Annotated in this window: 19 protein-coding genes; 10 read left to right on the top strand and 9 right to left on the bottom strand. The window is 50.4% G+C overall.

Features of this window, described 5'->3' with window-relative positions:
* Positions 1-311 precede the first annotated feature (311 nt).
* The 6 genes from EVX52_RS08700 to EVX52_RS08675 all read left to right on the top strand — a co-directional run bounded on the left by EVX52_RS08700 (position 312) and on the right by EVX52_RS08675 (position 7229).
* Positions 312-1298: a replication initiation protein gene (locus EVX52_RS08700; protein ID WP_129953376.1), complete on the top strand. Its 987-nt coding sequence runs from the start codon at positions 312-314 to the stop codon at positions 1296-1298.
* A 390-nt stretch (positions 1299-1688) separates the two neighbouring features.
* Complete coding sequence (locus EVX52_RS08695; protein WP_240783453.1) at positions 1689-3308, top strand: ABC transporter substrate-binding protein; 1620 nt, start codon at positions 1689-1691, stop codon at positions 3306-3308.
* A 51-nt stretch (positions 3309-3359) separates the two neighbouring features.
* Positions 3360-4319 carry an ABC transporter permease gene (locus EVX52_RS08690; RefSeq protein ID WP_129953378.1) on the top strand — a complete coding sequence of 320 codons (960 nt, stop codon included), beginning with the start codon at positions 3360-3362 and terminating at the stop codon, positions 4317-4319.
* The gene (opp4C, locus tag EVX52_RS08685; protein WP_165383736.1) at positions 4319-5266 is read left to right on the top strand and encodes an oligopeptide ABC transporter permease; all 948 of its coding nucleotides are present in this window, start codon (positions 4319-4321) and stop codon (positions 5264-5266) included. The genes EVX52_RS08690 and opp4C overlap by 1 nt, the downstream gene beginning before the upstream one ends.
* Positions 5263-6267 carry an ABC transporter ATP-binding protein gene (locus EVX52_RS08680; RefSeq protein WP_129991101.1) on the top strand — a complete coding sequence of 335 codons (1005 nt, stop codon included), beginning with the start codon at positions 5263-5265 and terminating at the stop codon, positions 6265-6267. The genes opp4C and EVX52_RS08680 overlap by 4 nt, the downstream gene beginning before the upstream one ends.
* Positions 6264-7229 (top strand): ABC transporter ATP-binding protein, encoded by a 966-nt coding sequence (locus EVX52_RS08675; protein ID WP_129953381.1) that lies wholly within the window; start codon positions 6264-6266, stop codon positions 7227-7229. The genes EVX52_RS08680 and EVX52_RS08675 overlap by 4 nt, the downstream gene beginning before the upstream one ends.
* Before the next feature lie 16 nt (positions 7230-7245).
* Here the strand turns inward: EVX52_RS08675 and EVX52_RS08670 are convergent, their stop codons facing one another.
* On the bottom strand, positions 7246-8169 hold the full coding sequence (locus tag EVX52_RS08670; RefSeq protein ID WP_129991100.1) for a LysR family transcriptional regulator: 924 nt from the start codon (positions 8167-8169) through the stop codon (positions 7246-7248).
* Between the two features lie 158 nt (positions 8170-8327).
* Here EVX52_RS08670 and EVX52_RS08665 point away from each other — a divergent pair, with 158 nt between their 5' ends.
* Entirely contained in the window at positions 8328-9200 is an 873-nt protein-coding gene (locus tag EVX52_RS08665) for a fumarylacetoacetate hydrolase family protein (RefSeq protein WP_129991099.1), read from the top strand.
* 6 nt (positions 9201-9206) lie between these two features.
* On the opposite strand, the gene EVX52_RS08660 is transcribed toward EVX52_RS08665, so the two are convergent.
* A complete protein-coding gene (locus EVX52_RS08660; protein WP_129991098.1) occupies positions 9207-10607 on the bottom strand; it encodes a PTS transporter subunit EIIC in 1401 nt (466 codons plus the stop codon).
* 322 nt (positions 10608-10929) lie between these two features.
* Between EVX52_RS08660 and EVX52_RS08655 the strand changes: the two genes are divergently transcribed.
* On the top strand, positions 10930-12129 hold the full coding sequence (locus EVX52_RS08655) for an enolase C-terminal domain-like protein (protein WP_129953385.1): 1200 nt from the start codon (positions 10930-10932) through the stop codon (positions 12127-12129).
* A gap of 5 nt (positions 12130-12134) precedes the next feature.
* Here EVX52_RS08655 and EVX52_RS08650 read toward each other — a convergent pair whose 3' ends face one another.
* A complete protein-coding gene (locus EVX52_RS08650; RefSeq protein ID WP_129953386.1) occupies positions 12135-12845 on the bottom strand; it encodes a GntR family transcriptional regulator in 711 nt (236 codons plus the stop codon).
* 251 nt (positions 12846-13096) lie between these two features.
* On the opposite strand from EVX52_RS08650, the gene EVX52_RS08645 reads away from it, so the two are divergent.
* Positions 13097-13348: a helix-turn-helix domain-containing protein gene (locus EVX52_RS08645; protein ID WP_129953732.1), complete on the top strand. Its 252-nt coding sequence runs from the start codon at positions 13097-13099 to the stop codon at positions 13346-13348.
* A gap of 3 nt (positions 13349-13351) precedes the next feature.
* Positions 13352-14647, top strand: a complete 1296-nt coding sequence (locus tag EVX52_RS08640) for a type II toxin-antitoxin system HipA family toxin (RefSeq protein WP_129991097.1) — start codon at positions 13352-13354, stop codon at positions 14645-14647.
* A gap of 101 nt (positions 14648-14748) precedes the next feature.
* Here EVX52_RS08640 and EVX52_RS25530 read toward each other — a convergent pair whose 3' ends face one another.
* From EVX52_RS25530 to EVX52_RS08610, 6 genes are all read right to left on the bottom strand, one after another.
* The gene (locus EVX52_RS25530) at positions 14749-15519 is read right to left on the bottom strand and encodes a hypothetical protein (RefSeq protein ID WP_240783448.1); all 771 of its coding nucleotides are present in this window, start codon (positions 15517-15519) and stop codon (positions 14749-14751) included.
* 37 nt (positions 15520-15556) lie between these two features.
* The gene (locus EVX52_RS25525) at positions 15557-16327 is read right to left on the bottom strand and encodes a hypothetical protein (RefSeq protein ID WP_240782845.1); all 771 of its coding nucleotides are present in this window, start codon (positions 16325-16327) and stop codon (positions 15557-15559) included.
* A gap of 40 nt (positions 16328-16367) precedes the next feature.
* Positions 16368-17138 (bottom strand): hypothetical protein, encoded by a 771-nt coding sequence (locus EVX52_RS25520; RefSeq protein ID WP_240783447.1) that lies wholly within the window; start codon positions 17136-17138, stop codon positions 16368-16370.
* A gap of 40 nt (positions 17139-17178) precedes the next feature.
* Positions 17179-17949, bottom strand: coding sequence for a hypothetical protein (locus EVX52_RS25515; RefSeq protein WP_240783446.1), 771 nt, complete (start codon positions 17947-17949; stop codon positions 17179-17181).
* Positions 17933-20026 (bottom strand): lipase family protein, encoded by a 2094-nt coding sequence (locus tag EVX52_RS08615; RefSeq protein WP_129991096.1) that lies wholly within the window; start codon positions 20024-20026, stop codon positions 17933-17935. The genes EVX52_RS25515 and EVX52_RS08615 overlap by 17 nt, the downstream gene beginning before the upstream one ends.
* Before the next feature lie 194 nt (positions 20027-20220).
* Positions 20221-22698, bottom strand: a complete 2478-nt coding sequence (locus EVX52_RS08610; protein ID WP_129953390.1) for a membrane-bound PQQ-dependent dehydrogenase, glucose/quinate/shikimate family — start codon at positions 22696-22698, stop codon at positions 20221-20223.
* Positions 22699-22757 lie beyond the last annotated feature (59 nt).

Here is a 22757-nt window from a genome sequence, read left to right as displayed (position 1 = left end):
TAGCGCCTCATATGTGGAGTGATTTTCTGATCCAGAAGAGATTCTGGTTGTGAATGGCTGATAGTGTTTTGCAAAGATCCTCTTCTGCATATGTGGAATAATTTCCTGTAAAAGTTCAGACGATCCAAGGTGTTAAAAAAAGGATCTCTGGTGCTGCCGAAAATCATATGTGGAGGTTTTTCCTGATCCGACTTTTTCGATCCTTTTCTAACATGCTGATTATAAAAGGATAAATAACCCTTGTTTTTGCTTTACGCCGGCATTTTTTATGTGGAATAATTTAGCTACTTTCCACTTATGGATCCTGCTACATGGAACTGAATAAACTCACCGTAGTTCAGGGGAATGATCTTCTTGAAGGCGCTTACAGCGTAACTCTGGATGAAATGCGCCTGCTAAACTTGGCACTGGCACAAATTGATAGCAGGAAACCTCAGCCAGATACGCTTTATCGACTTTTCCCTCAGGATTATCAGCGGATCTACGGGGTAAACCCGACAAGCAGCCACCGCCAGTTGCGCGAAGCAGCTGAAAGCCTGATGAAAAAGCCGGTCACCATTTACAAGCCGGATGTTAAAACCGGCAAGGTCCGTACTGTGCAACTCTCCTGGTTTTCACGTCTCGAATATGTGAGCAGCGATGATCACAGCGCGGTGGTTCTGCGTTTCGGGCAGGATGTCGCCCCGTATCTTTATGAACTTAAAGAATCTTTTACCAAATTGAATTTTGCCAACATTGCAAAACTTGATACGCCTTTTTCCGTACGACTCTATGGCTGGCTCATCAAAGCTAAGAACCTTTACGGGCGCCGCAGCGGCAAAGCCATAGAAGTAACGTTGGATCTCAACTGGATGCGTGAGAAGGCCGGTTTGGCGGGCAAATACGAGGATTATCGTGACTTCCGCCAGAAACTTCTTGAGCCGACGATCAACCGGATTAATGCCAATACCGATATTTCAGTGGTCTGGGAGCCGGTAAAGCAGGGGAGAACTGTCGTCTCCATCAAGTTTGCCTATGTGGATGAATCCGCGCCAGAAGCCAGCAAACCGCTGCGCCCGCGCTTACCGCGCCGTCCGCGTGCTGTCGCTGGATCGGCGCTGGAAGGTGAATGGGCACGCCGTTGCATCGCGATCTTCGAAGAGTATCTTGAAAAGCTAAGCGCTTACGATGCGGATGAAAAGGCCACATTGCCGGATCTGCGCAAGCTGTCAGGCTGGTATAAGCTGATCGGTGAGAAGAATAAACAAAAAGAGATCCTTGCGGAAGTCAGTTCCCGCAGCAAAAAAACCGCTGCCTGAGGGCTATGATCCGAAAATAAAAGTAAACGGCGTATCTTGTGAAAGATACGCCGTTTTTCTTAGGGTAAAGACCCAACTGTTAACGTCTTTACGCCTCTGAATAAGCGTTAATGGGTTAGTAAGTACTTACTGGGTTGTATCAGAAAATCTTTCCACATTAGCCGTTTTGGCGGCTTTTCCAGCGTACTGTTTAAAAGCTATAAGCCATATTTTTTCGTTGTTAGACAAGGCCTAATGGCATCCTTACTCTTTGTCATGTTTTGTAAATCGTTTGCACACTTTTGATGAGGATGTCTTTTGGCTACGTTATTACGCTCTGCATTCGCGCCAGTCGCACAACGCGCGCGCCGTACTGCTTCTTTCAAAATTGCATTACTGGCCAGTGCCGTGATGCTGTCTTCTTTTGCATTCGCTGATGATGTTTTAAAGGAAGGCATTACACCGGCCACTGATGCCAGCCAGATCCCTGCCGCTGCGAAACTGCGCACTGATACTGTGATTGCCGGGATCTCCGAACCACAGGGGATCTTTAACCCATACTTCTTCGTCAACGGCTGGGATGAAAACGTCACTAACGTGATTTTCGCGCGCCTGATTGACTGGGACAGCCAGGGAAAACTGGTTCCCGGTCTGGCCCAAAGCTGGACAGTCAGCCCTGACGGCAAAACCTATACCATCATATTACGCCCTGACCTGAAGTTCAGCGACGGCTCACCCCTGACCGCCGAAGACGTCGCATTTACGCTGACAGTGCTCTATGACCCAAAATATGACGGGGATACCGATATTACGCTGGCGCATATTGCAGGTGGTGATGAATACAAGCAAGGCAAAGCAGAAAGCATCAGCGGTCTGAAGGTGATTGACCCGCTGACATTGCAGGTCACCACCACACAACCGGGAGCTACAACGCTGCAAAAAATCGGCGGACCTGTACTGTCGAAAGCTTATTACGGTAAAGGTTACCAACGCGGAAATCTCGATTACCTGCGCACGCTTCATGGTAAACCGCTGGGGAATGGCCCTTATGTATACGATAAGTACATCCCGGGGCAGGAGATCCGTTTTCACGCCAATGCAAACTACTACCGCGGTGTCCCTCCGACACCGCGCTTCATTTATCGGGTGACCAATCCGTCGACTAACTTCCAGTTATTCCAGACGGGCGATACAGATTACGATGCCTTCACTTCCCGCCCGGATGACATTGAGCAGTTGAAAATGCTCGGCTTTGCCAACATTAACCTGTACGGATCCAGTGATTACAGCAAAATTGAATTTAACGTTCATCGTCCGGCGTTGCAGGATGTGAAAGTGCGCCAGGCGCTGATCTACGGGCTGGATCGCCAGAAGCTGATTGACGTGGTGTACCAGGGGTACGGCTCCGTGGCGATTGAGCCGATCGCGCCTATTTCCTGGGCGTACAACACTGACGGCGTGAATCCGTACAAATTTGATCCGGCGCAGGCCAATAAATTGCTGGATGAAGCCGGGTGGAAAGTGGGCGGTGACGGTATTCGTGTGAAAGACGGTAAACGTCTCGAACTGACGCTGCTGGTCAGCAAAAAAGTGCTCAACGATGCACTGATCCCGATTGCAAAAGAAGATTATCAGAAAATCGGCGTACTGCTGAAACCACAGGTTGTGGACTTCAACGCCCTGATGTCACAACGTAAAGCGGGCAATTACGATCTGGCCTCCTTCAGCACCAGCACGCTTAACGATCCGCACGATGGCGTGTGGGATTATTACAGCACCGAAGCTACTGAATCCGGCTACAACAATCCTGAAGTCGATAAGCTGATCAACGAAGGGAACGCTACGCTGGACATCGAAAAGCGTAAGCCGATTTACCATGAGCTGTATAAAGTGCTGGCTAACGATCCGCCGGTGATCCTGCTCGGTAACCGCAAAATCCTTTCGGCCAGCAGTGCCCGAGTGACCGGTTTTAAACCGGATATCTATAACGGCCTGACCGGCAGCCTGCCGGACGTCAAAATTGTAAAATAATCAGAAATAACGCAGCTGCCGGACGCTTCCGGCAGCTTCAATGAGAAAGTCATGAGAAATTTCATTCTGCGTCGTTTGCTTCAAACCATTCCGATGTTGTTCCTCGCTTCGCTGCTCATCTTTATGCTGTTTGCCAAAACGCCGGGCGACTTTATCGATGGCAATATTACGCTGACCGCACAACGCGCTGCTGAACTGAAAGCTTTATACGGCCTGGATCAACCGCTGCTCAGCCGTTATCTGCACTGGCTGGGTAATCTGTTGCGGGGGGATCTGGGTTTCTCGCTGCAATATCAGATCCCGGTCAGCCAGTTGCTGAATCAGTACATCTGGAATTCCTTCCTGCTCGCGACTATTGCGATGGTGCTGTACTGGGGGATCGCGCTGGCGGTTGGCATTGTCTCCGCGATGAAGCCTTATTCCCTGTTTGATCACGCAGTCAGTGTGGTCATCTTCGCCGCAATGTCCTTCCCGACGTTTTTCCTTTGTTTGCTGTTGATTAAATGGTTTGCCGTTGATTTGCACTGGCTGCCCGTGGGGGGCATGACCAACACCGGCAGTGACGCCACAGGATGGGCATGGGTGATGCAGGTCGCCGCACATCTGGTATTGCCGGTGGTGGCGCTGGTGATGCTACAGGCAGGCAGCCTGACACGTTATTTCCGCGCCAGTATGCTCGACGTCGTGCGTATGGATTTCATTCGTACCGCGCGTGCCAAAGGGTTACGTGAACGTACAGTTATCCTGAAACATGCGTTGCGAAATGCACTGCTGCCCATTATCACGCTGCTGGGTTTTGAGTTGCCTGGGCTGTTTTCCGGGGCGCTGATCACCGAAAAGGTCTTCAACTGGCCAGGTGCCGGGCATATACATATTGATTCGCTGGCAGCGCGTGATTACCCGGTTCTGATGGGATTCACGTTGTTCCTGGCGGTATTGACCATTCTTGGCAATCTGATTGCCGACGTGCTGTATGCGTGGGCTGACCCGCGTATTCGTGTGAGGTCATAATGTTTGGCTCTTTATTTTCGACTAACCGCCGTCTGCGCGAAGCACAAATTCCGGCGCTTGCTCAGGTGACACCGTCACCCTGGCGGCAGGCGTGGCGGGCGCTACGTCAGAACAGACTGGCGATGTTTTGCTTAGTCTTGCTGCTGGTAATGGCCGTCTGGTGCATAGCAGGTCCTTACTTTTCTCCCTGGCGCGATGATGCCACCGATGCGCTGATGATCAACAAAGCGCCAAATGCGGAACATTGGCTGGGCACCGATTTTCTCGGGCGTGATGTGTATACGCGGCTGCTGCTGGCGGGACGCATCTCGCTGATTATCGGCATGCTGACCATGTTGTTATCTGTGACGTTCGGATATCTCATGGGTGCGGTGTCCGGCTATCTGGGCGGCGTAACCGATAAAATCATCATGCGTTTTGCCGATCTGGTGATGACTATTCCGAGCCTGCCGCTGCTGATCGTTATGGGTGCGATGCTTTCGGAACTGGATTTTTCGCCGGATTCCCGTGTGTATATGGTGATCGTAATGCTCAGCTTGCTGGAATGGCCGAAGCTGGCGCGTCTGGTTCGCGGGCAAATCCTCTCCCTGCGTGAGCGTGATTTTATGCTGGCGACGCAGGTGCTCGGCTTGTCTTCGCGTCGTCGGCTGTTTGGCCATTTACTGCCCAATACCGTGCCAATTCTGGTGGTGATGGCAACAATGGCTGTGGCGAATGCCATTCTCAGCGAATCCGCGCTCAGTTATCTCGGGCTCGGGGTTGTGCCACCGACACCGTCATGGGGAAATATGATGGATGCGGCGAACAGTCTCATCGATTTCCAGCGTCGCCCGTGGTTGTGGATGCCGCCCGGCGTGGCGATCTTTATTACGGTGATTGCAATTAACGTACTGGGCGATGGCCTGCGTGATGCGCTTGATCCCAAACTGAAACGGAGCAAAAAATGACGCAACCGTTGATCCGTTTTAATCAGCTTTCTCTGTCGTTCTCCAGTGAGCAGGGCCGTGTGCGTGCCGTACAAGATGTCACCTTTGACGTTCAGGCCGGTCAAACCGTGGGTATTGTCGGTGAATCCGGCTGCGGGAAAAGTGTCACGGCGATGTCGCTGATGGGGTTGTTACCGCCACAGGCTGCGCGTATTGATAGCGGTGAAATCCTGTTTCAGGGAAGGGATTTACTCAGGCTGCGGTCCTCTCAGATGGCGGACTTGCGCGGCAACCAGCTGGCGATGATCTTTCAGGAGCCGATGACCGCGCTGAACCCGGTGCTGACTCTGGGGGAACAGCTGGTCGAGCCGCTGATCCGCCATCTCGGTGAATCACCGAAACTGGCGTGGTCACATGCGACGAATATGATCACCGAAGTCGGTCTGGCGCGGGCGGAAAGCCTGATGAGCAGTTATCCGCACCAACTTTCGGGCGGCATGTTGCAGCGCATCATGATTGCGATGGCACTGAGTTGTAAGCCGCAGTTACTGATTGCTGACGAACCCACCACCGCGCTGGATGTCACCGTACAGGCGCAAATCCTGCGTTTGCTGCGTGAACAGGCTCAGCAGAATCACATGGCGCTGATGCTGATCACCCACGATTTAGGTGTGATCGCACAAATGGCCGATCACGTTGTGGTGATGTACGCCGGTAAAATTGTGGAGCAGGGCGCGACAGCTGAAGTGCTGCGCAATCCGCTGCACCCTTATACACAGGGGCTGATTGCCTCCAGACCCACGCCGGGCGAACGCCGCCGCCGCTTGTATTCTATTCCCGGCCAGGTGCCGGATCTGGCCGCACTGCCCCCTTACTGTGCATTCACCGAACGCTGCGCCCGCGCAACTGACAGATGTCGCCAGGGCATTCCTGCGCTGGAAGGCCGGCACCGGCAGGTGGCGTGTTTTTACGGCGGACTGAGCACCGTAAGTGACATCGAAAACAGGGAATTACAGCCATGAATGCTGAATATCTGATTGAAGTGGATGGCCTGAAAAAGTATTTCCCGATCCGTGACGGCGTATTCGGGCAGGAAACCGGCCAGTTGCGCGCCGTGGATGGCGTCAGTTTTAACATTCGTAAAGGCACGATTTTCGGGCTGGTGGGTGAATCCGGCAGCGGCAAAACCACCGTGGGCCGTACGCTGCTTGGGTTGTATGACAAAACAGCGGGCAGCGTGAAGTTCCGTGGTGAAGACCTGCACGGCCTGAAGCCCAAACAACTGAAAGCACTGCGCCCGAAAATCCAGCTGGTTTTTCAGGATCCGTACAGTTCGCTTAACCCGCGGATCCGCATTGGTGATGCCATCGGTGAAGCGATGCTGGAACATAAACGGTGTTCACGGGCGCAACTGCATGAAAAGGTGCTGGATGTGATGAAGATCTGCGGTCTGTCACCGCTGCATTACAACCGCTTCCCGCATGAGTTCTCCGGTGGACAGCGCCAGCGTATCGGCATTGCCCGCGCGCTTATCCTGCAACCGGACTTTATTATCGCCGATGAACCCATTTCCGCGCTGGACGTGTCGATTCAGGCGCAAATCATCAATCTGTTCGCTGATTTACGTGACGATCATGGCGTGACGTTTCTGTTTATCTCCCACGATCTGGGGGTGGTGGAGCACCTTTGTGATGACGTGGCGGTGATGTATCTCGGCCAGTTAGTGGAAACGGCCAGCCGCGATGCGTTGTTCCAGCAGCCCCTGCATCCCTATACACAGGCGCTGCTGGCAGCAGTGCCGACGCTTGACCCGGACAGTGAGCCGGTGGCGATGGTCAGTGGGGAAATTCCGGATCCGTCAAAACCGCCTGCCGGCTGTCGTTTCCATACCCGCTGCCCGCGTGCAACCGACCACTGTCGTAAAGAAATCCCGTTACTGCGTGAAATAGAAAGGGGCCATCGCGTGGCCTGCCATCTGGTGTAAAAAAGCTTGCCGGATTTCAGTCTTCTAAAATCCGGCGGGCTTCCGTCTGCATTTTTTGCCCGACACTTTTGGTGACGTCGATCACTTTCTGTGTGGCCGGTGAGAGAAATGCGCCTTCCAGCCAGGTGATCCCGACGCGACGCTCCATCACTAACTGATCGTTATCAATACGGATCAGTCGCGAAAGAAATTCTTCTTCCACCAAAATATTCTCCGACAAAAAACTCAGTAATCCGCTTTTCGCAATCAGCCCCGGCACCGAGGCCAGCGAGCTGATTTCCACTTTCACATCCGGTGGCGGACAGTGGTTTTCATAGAACATTTTATCCAGCCACTGGCGCATCGACACGGTTTTCGCTGGCAAAATCCACCCGTAACGGCTGAGTTCGCGCAGGCTGGCGGGTTTACCGGCCAACGGATGATCACGGGACGCGGCGACGATCACCCGGTCGGCAGTCACGGGCAACTGCACCACCGGACTGTCGTAATTGACCAGCGGGCCGATGATGACATCGATCGCATGACGTTCCAGCAGGGTAAAAAGCACGTCATTCATGCCTATCTGGATTTCCAGTTTCATATTCGGTACCTGAGATTGCAGCATTTTGCAGATCTCAGGTAACAGGAATTGCGTGGCTGAACCGGACACGCCCACGCGAACGATCCCGCCCGCGCCGCTGCTCAGTTCATTCATGATTTCGCCAATCTCAAGATACGCACTTTGCAGCGCGATACCACGTTGATAAAGAATGCGTCCTGCTTCGGTCAGTTCAAGCCCGCGACCTGCCCGTTTGAACAGTTTGATGTTCAGTTCGCGCTCAAGACGGGTGATCGATTTTGAAAGAGCAGGCTGAGTTATATTTAAATTTTGTGACGCAAGTCTCAAATTCATCATCTGCGCAGCAGTGACGAAATAATCTAAGTCTCTGTTATTTAACATTGATTCCTGAAATTCATCGATTAGGTAATAAAATATAGTAGAAGGCATGAAACGCAGGGTCAATAATCTCGCGATCTTCACAGTGGCGCGGACGTCATCACGAAGACAACACCAGCAAATCCACCTGTTTTAAGTAAAATAAGACTCTAAGTGCATCTATGAAAATTGTTAATTTCATCATCAGTAAAGACCACACCAAAAGCTTCGGCATCTTCCAGGCAGAGGGGATTGTCGATGTCGGTGCCCGCTCGGGATGCCGGGACATTAACGAATTCATGGCACATTATCAGCTGGAAGACTTGCAGCGTTACGTGCAGTTGCCTGCGGATCTTGATCTAAACGCCATCAGTTTCCTGCCGGTTATCGACAGGCCAGGAAAAATTTTTGGTGTGGGCATGAACTACGCAGAAAAACGCAAAGAATTCAATGAAACCAGCGACGCGCCAACATTGTTTGTCCGCTTTGCGGATTCGCAGATCGGTCATAATGGTGTGATCATCAAACCGGCTTCTTCCGAGCAGTTTGATTATGAAGGTGAGCTGGCGATTATTATCGGACGTACCGGTCGCAATATTTCCGCTGATGATGCGCTGGACTATATTGCCGGTTACAGTTGCTATATGGATGGTTCGGTGCGTGACTGGCAGCATAAGTGGTATACGGCAGGTAAAAACTGGCCGTCGACAGGCGCGTTTGGCCCGTGGATGGTGACGCCGGATGAAGTGGGTGACCCGCAAAATCTGAGCATCAAAACCTGGCTGAATGACCGGCTGGTGCAGGATGACACCACCGCCAATATGGTGCACACCATCCCACAAATTATCGCGTATATCAGTACCTTTACCCGGCTCTCTCCCGGCGATGTGATCATGACCGGTTCCCCGGGTGGCGTTGGAAAAACCCGCGTGCCGCCGTTGTTCCTGCATGAGAATGATAAGATTGAAGTTGAAATTGAAAATATCGGCCGGCTGACCAATCTTATCCAGAATGCACCGCTGTCTGAGATGACAAATTCAAAAACAGCGGCCTGATAAACCTCAGCGCGTTTGATTAACCAAAGGCACCGTTTGTCCGGTGCTTTTGTGTTTGACGACCATCAGATAAGTCAGCGTAAATGACAGCCCCAGCGAAAGCGCTACGCCCATCAGGATGTAAATAAAATACGGACCGATGTAAGCGGGCAGACTGAAAATGCTCGACAGAATATAGCCGTACAGCCGCACGCCGAAGAAAGCGATAAAGGCCGACGCCACGGAGCTGCTGATGGTGGTAGCGATAAACGCTTTTTTGTAGCGCGTCAGCACGCCAAACAATGCCGGTTCGGTGATCCCCAGTAAGCCGGAAATCGCGGCTGACAGCACGACGGATTTTTGTTCGCGGGTTTTGACGTGGAAATAAATGGCAAACGTCGATCCTGCAATTGCCATGTTGGCCATGAACATCATCGGCATCAGCATATCCCAGCCCTGATCGGTGAAGTTCTGCAAGGCAACCGGTGTCATCGCATGGTGCATGCCTGTGAGGATCGCCACAGGACGGATCGCGCCGACAATAAAGCCTGCAAACACCGCTGATACTCCGAACAACCCCTGAATGCCAAATGCCAGCAATTTACCGAGATAAATCCCCGCCGGGCCAATCAGTGTCAGCGACACCAGCGCAGCAATAAACAGTGTGAGCGTCGGGGTAAAGACGGTTTTCAACACGTCCGGCATGATTTTATCAACCCAGCGATGGATATAACTCAGCGCCAGCACGGAGAAAATCACCGGAATGACACTGGCCGAATAATTGAAAATGGACACCGGCAGTATATCCATAAAATACAGCGCAGTTGGAGCACCGGCTGTATGACTGGCGAGCGATTTCGCAGCATCTGTCAGCGTCGGGTACATCAGGCAGGCGGCCACGGCAGCAGCCAGATATTCATTGGTTTTAAAGATCTTCGCCGCAGAAACGGCGAGGAAAAACGGCAGGAAGTAAAACACGCCGCTGGCGATCAAATCGATAATCATCACCGTTTCGCTTTTGGCTGAAATCACTTTTAAAGCAATCAGTCCGGCCAGCAAACCCTTAATCATCCCTGCGCCCGCAATGGCCGGAACGATCGGGCCGAAGACGCCGGAGACGGTATCCATGAACATCGACACCAGGCTTTTCCGCCCTTTTGTGGAAACATTTCCTGTTGTTTTTTCGGCGTTGCCGGTCACAGGATCCAGTTGTGACACGATGGCGTCGTACCAGACATTCACTTTCGGCCCGATGATGATCTGCACCTGATCACTCTGGCTTTGTGCGCCGAGCACGCCGGGCAGATTTTTAATCTCATCCCAGGCCACTTTATTTTCGTCGTGTAAATCAAAGCGCAAACGGGTCATGCAATGCCAGACTTTATTGATATTTCCCGCTCCGCCTACCAGCTTAATAACCGAATGCATTATTTCTGTATTCACCCTGAACCCCGCGACGAAAAATTAATTATTCATTGTCAGATGGAAGGGGAGTGTAATGACGGCCTTTTTATAAAACAAACCAATAAAACAGGATCTTCATCACAAAACTTCACGCAGATGGGGCTTGTTCGCACATAATGAATGAATTGGTCCGTTTTCTATCGATATTCAGGTGTACTTTTAAACCAAAATAAAAGCCTGAATTTAAGGTTTACAAGCAGGATAAAAATACGTTGAAATATCGGTAATACAAATATCACCGCCGATTTTTTAATTAAAAAATAACGGCTTTTATGAAGGATTAATCATGCAGCCTGTGCTGATGACGAATATCGAATGTCAGATAACGCGCCCCGATCGTCATAATTTAGTGGTGGTCCGTATTGAAACGGATCGTGGCGTTTTCGGCCTTGGCTGCGCGACATTCCAGCAGCGCCCGCTGGCGGTCAAACTGATGGTGGATGAGTATCTCAAACCGTTGCTGATAGGGCGTGATGCGAATCATATCGAAGATTTATGGCAGATGATGATGGTGAACGCGTACTGGCGTAACGGGCCGGTGATCAATAACGCTATTGCGGGTATTGATATGGCACTGTGGGATATCAAAGGTAAGCTGGCAAATATGCCGCTCTACCACTTGTTTGGCGGCAAGTCTAAAGATGCCGTAACGGCGTACAGCCATGCGACCGGTGAAACGCTGGAAGAATTATACGGCGAAGTGGATCGTTTACTGGCTGAAGGCTATCGTCACATCCGCTGTCAGTTGGGTTTTTACGGTGGCAATGCGCGTGAACTCCACAGTACCCGCGAACCGACAGCAGGCGCTTATTACGATCAGGATCAGTACATTGATAACACACTGACGATGTTTAAAGCGTTGCGTGAAAAATACGGCAATCAGTTCCATATCTTGCATGACGTTCACGAAAGGCTGTTCCCGCAACAGGCAGTGCAGTTCGCCAAAGCGGTGGAACAATACCGGCCTTACTTTATCGAAGATATTCTGCCACCGGATCAGAACGAATGGCTGGCGCAGATCCGCAGCCAGACAGCTGTGCCGCTGGCGACCGGCGAGTTATTCAATAATCCGGCGGAATGGAAGGATCTGATCATTAACCGCCGGATCGACTTTATCCGCTGCCACGTTTCTCAAATCGGGGGGATCACACCGGCGCTGAAACTGGCGCATTTCTGCCAGAGCTTTGGCGTGCGGCTGGCGTGGCATTGTCCGCCGGATATGACACCGGTTGGCGCAGCGGTGAATACGCACCTCAATATTCATCTGCATAATGCGGCGATCCAGGAGTTTGTTGCCTATCCCGCCAACACACAACAGGTGTTTCCGGGCGCACAGGCACCGGTGAAGGGGTATTTCTATCCGGGAGAAGGCGCGGGGATCGGCGTGGGCTTTAACCCGCAGGCGGCGGCAGAGTTTCCGGTGGTATATCGTCCGCATGAATGGACGCAAAGCCGCCTGCCGGACGGCGTGATCCACACGCCCTGACACGCTTACTTCTGGCGGAAAGCCAAATTGTCCTGATTAAACGGGATAACGTAGGTGCAGGAATAATCGATGTCGATAATGTCGCTGAATGCGTAAACCTTGCCGCCCTGCAAAATGCCTCTGTTGGTAATGTGCATGGCGGCCATGCCTTTTTTACATCCCAGAATATATGCCTGTTCTTTACTCACCGTCACCGCCTGATAGCGGGTGAGGGAATGTGAAATCACATAGCCTTTGCTAAGAACATATTGCTGAATGGAATGCTCAATAGTCTTCTGATTCAGATCGCCAAATTCTCTGGCGGGCATGCGGGAATATTCAATCTGTACGTTGCGCTGACTGACGCGCCGCAAGCGGGTGAACGCCCAGATAAAATCATCGGTATTCAGATCGAATACCTGTTGTTCTTCTTTATCCGGACGCCGCTTATGCAGGTCCAGCATTTTAAAGCTGATTTCGGTGAATTTCTTTTCAGTGATCGAGTTGTATACCAGCGGATTACTGCTCACGCCGGGGTTAATGTAAATTCCTGAGCCCTGCACAATGTGTACCGCCCCGATACTTACCAGTTTTTCTAATGCCTTACGCACCGTAAAGCGCGACACCCCATATTCTTCCGCCAGCTGGCGCTCGGGCGGTAACTTGTCCGGTAACGAACCACTGTTCTGATAAATCTTGCTCAATAAATCCTGAGCGATAAATTCACTTTTTTTCATGGAGCTTTATCTGTGCGGAAAACAGGTATTTGAGCATGAGGTGGCCCCGGGGGGCAAATTACAGCTTATAAGGTGTATTTATTTTTAACAGTTTACAGGCTGTATTTTACTTTTACAGATACCTCATCTCTTGGGTAAGCGCTCCAGTTTATCCTCCCTGAAGGATATTTTAGATTCATCTGCCACAGCGGATAAAAATTGATTTATCCCTTATGGCGGATATAATGAAAAAATCCGCTTGGGAGGATAAAATGAACATTACCTCAACAAAAATGCTGGCAAATGCACTGCGTAATGAGCGTAAAAAGCGCAAACTCAGCCAGAGTAAAACGGCTGAGACAATCGGCCTGAAGCAGTCAACGGTTTCAGAGTTTGAAAATTATCCGGATGGTACCCGTCTGGAGACTCTGTTCAAGTTATTGGCGGCGCTGGATTTAGAGCTACAGATCACGCCAAGGGATATCAATCCCCAGGAAAAGAGTTCCTGGGATCAGGAGTGGTAATACATGGATAAGTTAACGCTCGCATTAAATGGCATTACTGTCGGTACGCTGGAAAAAGGCGGCAGTGGTGAAATGTCATTTATTTATCATCAAAGCTGGCTCACTCGCCCCGGAGCCCGTGCCATCTCGTTATCATTACCTCTTCAGGCAGATAAATTCCGTGGCGCGGTGGTATACAACTTTTTCGACAATCTTCTGCCCGATAACGAACAAATACGCAGCCGTATTCAGGCGCGTTTCCAGATCCCGACTAAACAACCTTTCGATTTGCTGTCGCGAATAGGCGGTGATTGCGTCGGTGCGATCCAGCTCTATCCTGAAGGTGCTCCGGTTACGCCTGTCACTGAAATTCATGCCCAACCGCTTGGCGAAAAGGATATCGAGCAGCTTTTGCAGGGATATAAGGATGCGCCCTTGGGCATGGAGGCTGACATTGAAGATTTTCGCATTTCTCTGGCCGGTGCGCAGGAAAAAACGGCACTGCTCTGGTATCGCGACCAGTGGCATCGCCCGCAGGGAAGTACGCCCACCAGCCATATTCTTAAACTCCCCATCGGTTACATTGCCAACAATGGCATCGATTTAAGTGAGAGTGTGGAGAATGAATGGCTGTGTCTGAAAATAGCGGAGCAATTCGGATTTCCGGTCGCACAGTGCGACATTGCCTGCTTCGGTACGCAAAAAGTCCTGGTTGTCGAACGTTTCGATCGTCGCTGGTCGAAGGATGGCTCCTGGCTGATGAGGCTGCCACAGGAGGATTTTTGTCAGGCGTTAGGCGTCGCCCCGGCATTGAAATATGAGGCTGACGGCGGCCCCGGGATTGCGCGCTCAATGAAGCTCTTGTTAGGTTCTCAACGCGCAGGAGGGGATCGGGACATGTTTTTTAAGAGCCAGATCCTCTTCTGGATGCTGGCTGCTATCGACGGTCATGCTAAGAATTTCAGTGTTTATATCGAGCCGGGTAGCGCATACCGTATGACACCGTTTTATGACGTGATGTCAGCATTTCCTCTGATGCATCCAACAGGTATTCCGGCGAAGAAAGCCAAAATGGCGATGGCGGTACTCGGCAATAACCGGCATTTTCACTGGGACAGGATCCTGCCCCGTCATTTTGTCTCAACGGCGCAACGGGTCAGTTACTCGCGAGAAAACGTGTCGAATATGATGATGGAAATGAAGGATAAAACTGAACAAGTGATTACAGAAGTGGAATCCATGTTGCCCGCTGATTTTCCAGCAAAAATCAGTCATGCAATTTTTGAAGGCCTTCGGCGTCAGGCTGCGCGATTACCTTAATCCCCTAACAAAAAAGCCCGCCGGTCTGTGCGGGCCCGGCGGTTTTATTTTGTAAATTCAATTACTTCCTCCCTGAATATGTAAAATGAAACACTCACTTTCTATTTCATCGATAGCAGTTTTCCGTAATTAGGATAAATATACGGAATTTTTTCGGTACTCCCATCAGGATAAATCGCCGAAAAATCCCTATCCTCTGTTTGGTCAGGCGGAATGAGTGTAACAACTTTAGTTAAATGAACATTTGGTTCAATAAATATTTTCTGCGTATCATGGAGCTTATATCGTCTTCTCCATTTTTCATATCCTGTTTCACCGCCAAAAAACTCCAGGCTAATATCATTCTCATCCAGATGAGTTACCATCGGAAAAAAATCCGTTTTTATATGAAGATCTCCCCTGGATTCCTTCGCTTTACCGGTTCCATAACCATCGCTAAAACCATAATCATCAAAATCGAAGATATAATTAGTAGCGAAAACCTCTTTTCCCTTTACCAGGGGATTGCCATCAGCGATCTTAAAACTGACTTTAATGGAATTAAGCTGCCACAAGCATGGCCCGCCGCCATCAATGGCGATATGTGTCCGCCAGAGATTGCTGCTTCCTTGCTGACCGAATGGCTTCTCGAAATCGTTATAACCGGGAATATCATGAGGCTCATTACTCGAGTTATAACGCACTGTTTTACACTTATCTGAACGGTACAGAACTTCCATTGGTAAAAGAACGGTATCTGCCGGAAGCGTGAAGACCACATCGACCCACTGTGCATTCTGAGGTGGGGACAGAGTGCGGTCGGGAGTGTTATCACAGCCATAAAGCAGCACGATAAAGGGTAAAAACGCATAATTCTTATTTAGAAAATTCAAGTTCTTCCTCCCTGAAGATAACTTAGTAATGACTTCGTTATTTCATGGATAACAGTTTTTCGTAATCGGGTTTTATCTTGCGTACATGCTCAATGCTTCCATTGGGATAAGTGATCATCATCCCGATTCCACGCTCTTCATCACCCTGTAGTAATACTTCTTTCTGAGAGTGTAATATCGGTTCAATGACTATTTTCTGAGTATCTTGAAGTTTGTAACGTCGGCTCCATCTGTCATAATTCGTATCACCACCAAACATCTCAATAGATGTTTGATTGAACATTTGATTTATAATAACCATAGGAAAAAAATCTGTTTTCAATTCAAGATTGCCACTGGCCATGATTGCCCTACCGGTACCATACCCATCGCTAAATCCATAATCATCAAAATCGAAGATATAATTGGTCGCAAACCCCTTTTTCCCCTGCACCAGAGGATTATTATCAGCGATCTTAAAACTGACTTTAATGGAATTAAGCTGCCACAAGCATGGCCCGCCGCCATCAATGGCAATCCGCTGCTGCCTGATATCGCTGTTTGTAATCGGGCTAAATGCCTGCATGAAACCGTTATATCCGCGAATTTCATAGGCTTCATTACTCGAGTTATAGCTTTTAGTCTTGCACCGTTCTGAACGATAAAGCATTTGCAATGGCAACAGTGTAATACCCTCAGGAACCCGGACGGCTATGGTCACGCGCCGTGCATTTTCCGGCGGTGACAGCGTCTGATCTGTTTTGCCATAGCATGCGGAAAGCAAAAATACTGTCGGCAGCAACAGGCCTTTTTTATTTAGAGAATTCAATTACTTCCTCCCTGAATATGTAAAATGAAACATTTACTTTCTATTTCATCGATAGCAGCTTTTCGTAATCGGGTTCCATAGGTTGTGTTTTTTCAACGCTTCCATCGGGATAGGTTAACGTAATCATTCCAGGTGGTGGATTTGGACTCTCAAGAATTATAATTTTATTCATATACATAATAGGTTCGATAAGTATTTTCTCAGTATCCTGGAGTTTGTAACGCCGGCTCCATTTTTCGTAATCGGTATCTCCACCAAAGAATCTCAATGAGGTTTTCTCGAACATGTGATTTATAAAAATCCTCGGAAAGAAATCCGTTTTTATATGAAGATCACCCCTTGATTCCTTCGCTTTACCGGTACCATAACCATCGCTAAATCCATAATCATCAAAATCGAAGATATAATTAGTAGCGAAAACCTCTTTTCCCTTTACCAGGGGATTGCCATCAGCGATCTTAAAACTGACTTTAATGGAATTAAGCTGCCACTGGCATTTTCCGCCGCCATCAATGGCAATCCGCTGCTGCCTGATATCGCTGTTTGCAATCGGGCTAAATGCCTGCATGAAACCGTTATATCCGCGAATTTCATAGGCTTCATTACTCGAGTTATAGCTTTTAGTCTTGCACCGTTCTGAACGATAAAGCATTTGCAATGGCAACAGTGTAATACCCTCAGGAACCCGGACGGCTATGGTCACGCGCCGTGCATTTTCCGGCGGTGACAGCGTCTGATCTGTTTTGCCATAACAGGCGGAAAGCAAGAACACAGTCGGCAGCAACAGGGCTGTTTTATTTAGAAAATTCAACTTCTTCCTCCTTGAGTATGTGAAACGAAAGAATCCCTTTCTATTTCATCGATAGCAGCTTTTCATAATCAGGTTTTGTATACAAAGCTTTTTGCTTACTACTATCAGGATAAGTCACAATTATATTTCCTGGAGATTTATTTGGTCCCTCAAGTATAACTACTCGATTAAAATGTACGACAGGGTTTATAACGATAGTTTTAATATCATGAACCCTGTAACGTTGACTCCATTTTTCATGTCGGGTATCCCCACCAAATAACTCCAGTGTCGTTTTTTTGAATTTGTGGCTAATAAATATTTCTGGGAAAAAATCTGTTCTGATATCTAGATCGCCACTGACTTTTTTCGCTCTTCCTGTTCCATAACCATCACTGAATCCATAATCATCAAAATCAAAGATATAATTAGTAGCGAAAACCTCTTTTCCTTTAACGAGAGGATTTTCATCAGCGATCTTAAAACTGACTTTAATGGAATTAAGCTGCCACTGGCATTTCCCGCCACCATCAATGGCAATCCGTTGCTGCCTGATATCGCTGTTTGCAATCGGGCTAAATGCCTGCATGAAACCGTTATATCCGCGAATTTCATAGGCTTCATTACTCGAGTTATAGCTTTTAGTCTTGCACCGTTCAGAACGATAAAGCATTTGCAATGGCAACAGTGTAATGCCCTCAGGAACCCTGACGGCTATGGTTACGCGCCGTGCATTTTCCGGCGGTGACAGCGTCTGGTCTGTTTTGCCATAACAGGCGGAAAGCAAGAACACAGTCGGCAGCAACAGGGCTGTTTTATTTAGAAAATTCAACTTCTTCCTCCGTAACTGCAGCAAAACGGATCAGGGAATTTTTGCCCACATCTTCTGACCGGGTGCGGGTTAGCGCCACCGGCAACATATCCTGAAGCGCTATAAATTCCCGGTTTCGCTGGATTTCATCCTGGTTGGCACTGCCTTTGGCCGTTGCTTCAATCTCCTGCCTGAACTCAGCCCGCTTCTCCTTCCGGTTCATCTCAAGATCGGGATTTGCCAGCTCAAGCACCTGATTATGGATATAAGGCAGGTAACGGTGTGCCATAGAATGGCTGGAAGGGTTGCTGAAAAGCCCGTCCAGTTCGGGATTGGTATTCCGGGGGAAGGTTTTTCTCAGACTGACAGTATCCAGACACCCGATAAACTTCGCCTGATGCTTGCCCGTTGCATCAAGGCATTCTTCATTCATTGATGGCACCAGAAAGAGTTTAACCGACTGCTTAATACAGTTGCTCACCACGCCGGGTACCGGATTATCGCTGCCTCCGCCGCCTATCCACGGCACATTCTGATGACGGGATTGCATCACGCACTGCTGAGCCTGAAAAAATATCACCGTATTGCCGTGATGCCAGTAAGGATCTTTTTTATCGGAAATTCCTGCCGACTGAAAAGCCAGGTCGCGAACAGCCACCCCCAACCCGGCTACCGTTGTTAACGACCAGTCAAAGCCGAGTTTGTCGCCCAGTGGTCCCCATTTCTCATAGAAAATATTGTCTACATCGGCGTCCGGTGGAATTTGGGTGACTGAATCATTATCATTGATGTGGCGGTAGTGAGTTACAGTGTCCAGTCCAAGCACTGCTGCACGGGTGAAGGTGCGTGGCATGCCGTAGGTATACAGAATAGGGTGGCTGTTCTTCATCTCCACGGCATAGGTTAATGCTAACGCACCACCCAAACTGTGGCCGCAGATGAAGAGTTGTTTAACACGTTCTTCAAGCGATTGATTAACCGCATTCAATTCTTTGTTAAATTTCAGCTTCGCCAAATCATAAGCCTCCAGAAAACCGCCGTGAATATTACCCACGCCACCAAGCTCTGGTAGACATTTTTTGGGCGCAAAGGAGATATCTGTCAAAGCGTTAAGCAGGCTGTCCGTACCGCACCACGCGACGATAATGTGCTTGCCGCATTCAACCGTGAATAACCGGGTATCGCCTTTTGGCTGTTCCACTTCAGTCGTATTTAAATAAACGGCTTTACGATAACGTTCCCGGAAGGGTACATCCACGGCCAGCGTGTGGTAATAAGACGGGAACTCGGCAAACTGAGGGATTGCAGACAGATCCAGGCATTTTTGCCCGAAAAAGTATGCCACGGTTTTATTCTCTTTTTCAGCCGAATAGGCGAGGTCAGCCATAATGCCGAGATTAAGGCTGTTGGCAAGGTCAAACCCGGTGGTGTCATGCAGTGCCAGTACCCACGCCCGGAACGGGCAGATTTCAATGACATGCCGTTGCTTCAGCGCCTGACACGCAATCTCTGTGCCTTTCAGCGAACGCCCCTGCTGAAAATGAAACTCCGGTGGCTCCGTCTCCTCCCAGCCTTCAATGTGAGGCAACTGATCGCAAAGTTCTCCGATGGTCACGTAATGATGGGTATATCCTGCGGCCTCGGCTTTTTCCTGTACGTCAGATCGCCAGCTTTTATCTCGCGTTTCCCGACGAAAGGCATTTTTGCTCACCGGCTGGCTGTTCGGATTACGCCGAAGCCCCAGCGGGCGCTGCTCCATTTCGTCGGCCAGTTGTTGCGCGTCTGCTTTTACGTCGACCGTTATCCAGTACAGATCGTCGAATCTGACCAGTCCCTGACTGTCGGTGACGCCGGCAGGGGGATTGGGTGGTGGCGTGGGATCGTAGTGGTAATTGCTATATTTTTTCCACATCGCGACGTCTTGCGCGGATGCCAGCGGATGGTATTCCAGTGTGACCTTCAGCCCGGCAACGGGGAGATTATTCTCATCGACAAATTGCAATTCCAGCCAGTATCTGGGGGTTTCACCACGGCAGTAAACAACCTTACCTTTGGGTGCAACACTGGTGATAACGCTGTTGTCTCCGATGATTTCCATGCCAATTCCTTTTGGTTAATAAGGGTAATGGTTGCATCATACTCGTCACTCTCCTTAACCCAAATTTTTTGTTTAGTATGTTTTAACATTGCTATCGTGGCGACAGAGGCATCAATAAGAATATCAGTGGGTTACGTTGAATAAAAAAAGCCCGCCGGTCTGCACCAGCGGGCTTTGTCATGGACTGCGAAATCTTACTTCTCGTCAGGCAGTGCGTAGGCGATCACGTAGTCGCCGCGTTCTGCGGACTGACGTGCGCCACCGGCGCTGATGATGATGTACTGTTTACCGGTTTTCGGTGAAACGTAGGTCATCGGGCCGGACTGGCTGCCGACCGGCAGACGGGATTTCCAGATCTCTTTACCGTTTGCGGTATCAAACGCGCGCAGATAGAAATCCTGCGTACCGGCGAAGAACAGCAGGCCGGATTGCGTTGACAGGCTCGCGCCCAGTGTTGGCATACCGACTTCCATTGGCATACGCATTTTGATGCCCAGCGGGCCGGTGTCTTTTACGGTACCGACCGGCACCTGCCAGACGATTTTGCCGGTTTTCAGGTTCACCGCAGACATCGTACCGAACGGGGGTTTCTGGCAAGGAATGCCCAGCGGTGACAGGAAACGCTCGCGGACTGCGCCGTAAGGCGTACCGTCCATCGGCACCATCCCCATCTCGATGCCGCTCGCGCCGGTCGGAACCTGTGCACGCGGAACCATGTAGTTCGCCAGACCCAGACGCATATCATTCACAAACATGATGGCATTGTTCGGGTCAACCGAAACGCTGCCCCAGTTCATGCCGCCCAGAGAACCCGGGAATTGCAGGGAACGATCCAGACCCGGAGGTGTATAAACGCCTTCGTGACGCATACCTTTAAACTCGATACGGCACAGCAACTGATCCATCGGCGTTGCACCCCACATATCAGATTCTTTCAGTGTCTGATTGCCAATATTTGGCATACCAACAGAGAAAGGCTGCGTTTTGGCGTAGCGTTCGCCCGGGACGTTACCCTGCGGCACTTCGCGGTTTTCCACTTTCGCGACCGGCTGGCCGGTTTCGCGGTTCAGCATGAAGATCATGCCTTGTTTGGAGGTCTGCACCAGCACCGGCGTGCTGCCACCTTTACCGTCCGGCAGGTCATACAGCAGCGGCTGCGACGGCAGATCGAAGTCCCACAGATCATGATGGGTGGTCTGGAAGGTCCAGCGGACTTTACCGGTGGCCACGTCTACCGCGACGACGGAGGAACTGTATTTGTCATCCTGCTCAGTACGCGTGCCGCCGAAGAAGTCTGGCGTCGCGTTGCCGGTTGGCATGTAAATCAGACCCAGTTTGGGATCGTATGACATCGCCGACCAGACGTTTGGCGTACCCCGGGTATAAGTCTGACCCGCCGGTGGCAGTTTGGTAATGTTCGGATTACCCGGATCCCAGGCCCATACCAGTGCGCCGGTATGTACGTCGAAAGCACGGACCACGCCCGGAGGTTCGCCGGTGGAGAAATTATCCGCGACGCGACCGCCGACAACCACCACATTGCCCGCGACCAGCGGGGTAGAAGTTTGCTGATAGTAGCCAGGTTTGACTTCACCCATGCCGACTTTCAGGTCAACCACACCGTTGTCACCGAAATCAGCACAGGGTTTGCCGTTATCGGCGTTAATGGCAATCAGACGCGCATCAATGGTTGGCAGGAACAGACGACGCTCGCAGGTTCCGCTGACAGTGCCACCGGTCGCCGCTGGCGCTTGCGGCGCATTCGTAGCAGGCGTAGCCGCTTCAGAAGCCGCAACCGGACTTGCCGGTTCAGCCGCAGGAACCGCAGCGGGTTGGGCTGCCGGGGCTTGTGGCGCCGCGCTGTTTTCAAAATAACCCAGGCCACGACAACGCTGCCAGTTAGGCGCGGTGGAGTTGGAATCGTAGGACCAGAGCTTTTTACCGTCATCAACAGACAAGGCGATCACTTTGCTGTAGGCCGTACAGACAAACAGTTTGTCGCCGATTTGCAACGGGGTGTTCTGGTCTTCAGCGCCGGAGCCATTGCTCTGCGGGATATCACCGGTATGAGCAATCCATGCAACCTGAAGTTTATCCACGTTGGTTTTGTTAATCTGATCCAGGGCTGCGAAACGGTCACCCGCCGTGGTGTTACCCCAGCTTTCCCAGTTCTTTTGCTCTGCACCTTTTTCTACCGGTTTCACCGGCACCTGATCGTCGGCGGTACTGATGATAGGTGTTGGCACAAAGGTATTAGCGAAAGCGGCAATCAGCGCGACAGCCAAAACCGCCGCCACTGAAAAGGCTGGCGCTTTACGCGTCACCAGACCCGTGCGTGCTTTAAGCAGCGGATAGATCAGCGCGACCAGAAATGCCAGAACGCCAAACGTGAACAGACGGGAGAACAATGGCCAGAATGTGAAACCTGCGTCCCGGACAGCCCAGATAACAGAAAGCACAAAGGCCAGGGCGTAAAGCCATGCGCCCGATGGCTTACCTTTGAAAATCAAAACGGCGGAAACGATGAGCGCCAGACCCATCAGCAGAAAGTAAATACTTCCTCCCAATGTGGCCAGATACGCGCCACCGATACCGAGTATCAGACCGATGACGAGCATCAGCGCACTCAGCAGCCAGAGGAGCCAGGTCCACTTGCTATTTGTTGTTGGCATGATTTATCTCACTGCATAGTTGTAGATAACTGTTGATAGAAAACAGGTAACACTTAATG

Source organism: Rahnella sp. CFA14(1/10) (genome assembly GCF_004195095.1).
Taxonomy (GTDB): Bacteria; Pseudomonadota; Gammaproteobacteria; order Enterobacterales; family Enterobacteriaceae; genus Rahnella; species Rahnella perminowiae.
This window is presented reverse-complemented; position numbering and strand designations above follow the sequence as displayed.

Excerpts from the sequence above, each read along its gene's own strand:
- EVX52_RS08700 (WP_129953376.1), top strand. The coding sequence starts at position 312 with ATGGAACTGAATAAACTCACCGTAGTTCAGGGGAATGATCTTCTTGAA.
- EVX52_RS08695 (WP_240783453.1), top strand. The coding sequence starts at position 1,689 with ATGCTGTCTTCTTTTGCATTCGCTGATGATGTTTTAAAGGAAGGCATT.
- EVX52_RS08690 (WP_129953378.1), top strand. The coding sequence starts at position 3,360 with ATGAGAAATTTCATTCTGCGTCGTTTGCTTCAAACCATTCCGATGTTG.
- opp4C (WP_165383736.1), top strand. The coding sequence starts at position 4,319 with ATGTTTGGCTCTTTATTTTCGACTAACCGCCGTCTGCGCGAAGCACAA.
- EVX52_RS08680 (WP_129991101.1), top strand. The coding sequence starts at position 5,263 with ATGACGCAACCGTTGATCCGTTTTAATCAGCTTTCTCTGTCGTTCTCC.
- EVX52_RS08675 (WP_129953381.1), top strand. The coding sequence starts at position 6,264 with ATGAATGCTGAATATCTGATTGAAGTGGATGGCCTGAAAAAGTATTTC.
- EVX52_RS08670 (WP_129991100.1), bottom strand. The coding sequence starts at position 8,169 with ATGTTAAATAACAGAGACTTAGATTATTTCGTCACTGCTGCGCAGATG.
- EVX52_RS08665 (WP_129991099.1), top strand. The coding sequence starts at position 8,328 with ATGAAAATTGTTAATTTCATCATCAGTAAAGACCACACCAAAAGCTTC.
- EVX52_RS08660 (WP_129991098.1), bottom strand. The coding sequence starts at position 10,607 with ATGCATTCGGTTATTAAGCTGGTAGGCGGAGCGGGAAATATCAATAAA.
- EVX52_RS08655 (WP_129953385.1), top strand. The coding sequence starts at position 10,930 with ATGCAGCCTGTGCTGATGACGAATATCGAATGTCAGATAACGCGCCCC.
- EVX52_RS08650 (WP_129953386.1), bottom strand. The coding sequence starts at position 12,845 with ATGAAAAAAAGTGAATTTATCGCTCAGGATTTATTGAGCAAGATTTAT.
- EVX52_RS08645 (WP_129953732.1), top strand. The coding sequence starts at position 13,097 with ATGAACATTACCTCAACAAAAATGCTGGCAAATGCACTGCGTAATGAG.
- EVX52_RS08640 (WP_129991097.1), top strand. The coding sequence starts at position 13,352 with ATGGATAAGTTAACGCTCGCATTAAATGGCATTACTGTCGGTACGCTG.
- EVX52_RS08615 (WP_129991096.1), bottom strand. The coding sequence starts at position 20,026 with ATGGAAATCATCGGAGACAACAGCGTTATCACCAGTGTTGCACCCAAA.
- EVX52_RS08610 (WP_129953390.1), bottom strand. The coding sequence starts at position 22,698 with ATGCCAACAACAAATAGCAAGTGGACCTGGCTCCTCTGGCTGCTGAGT.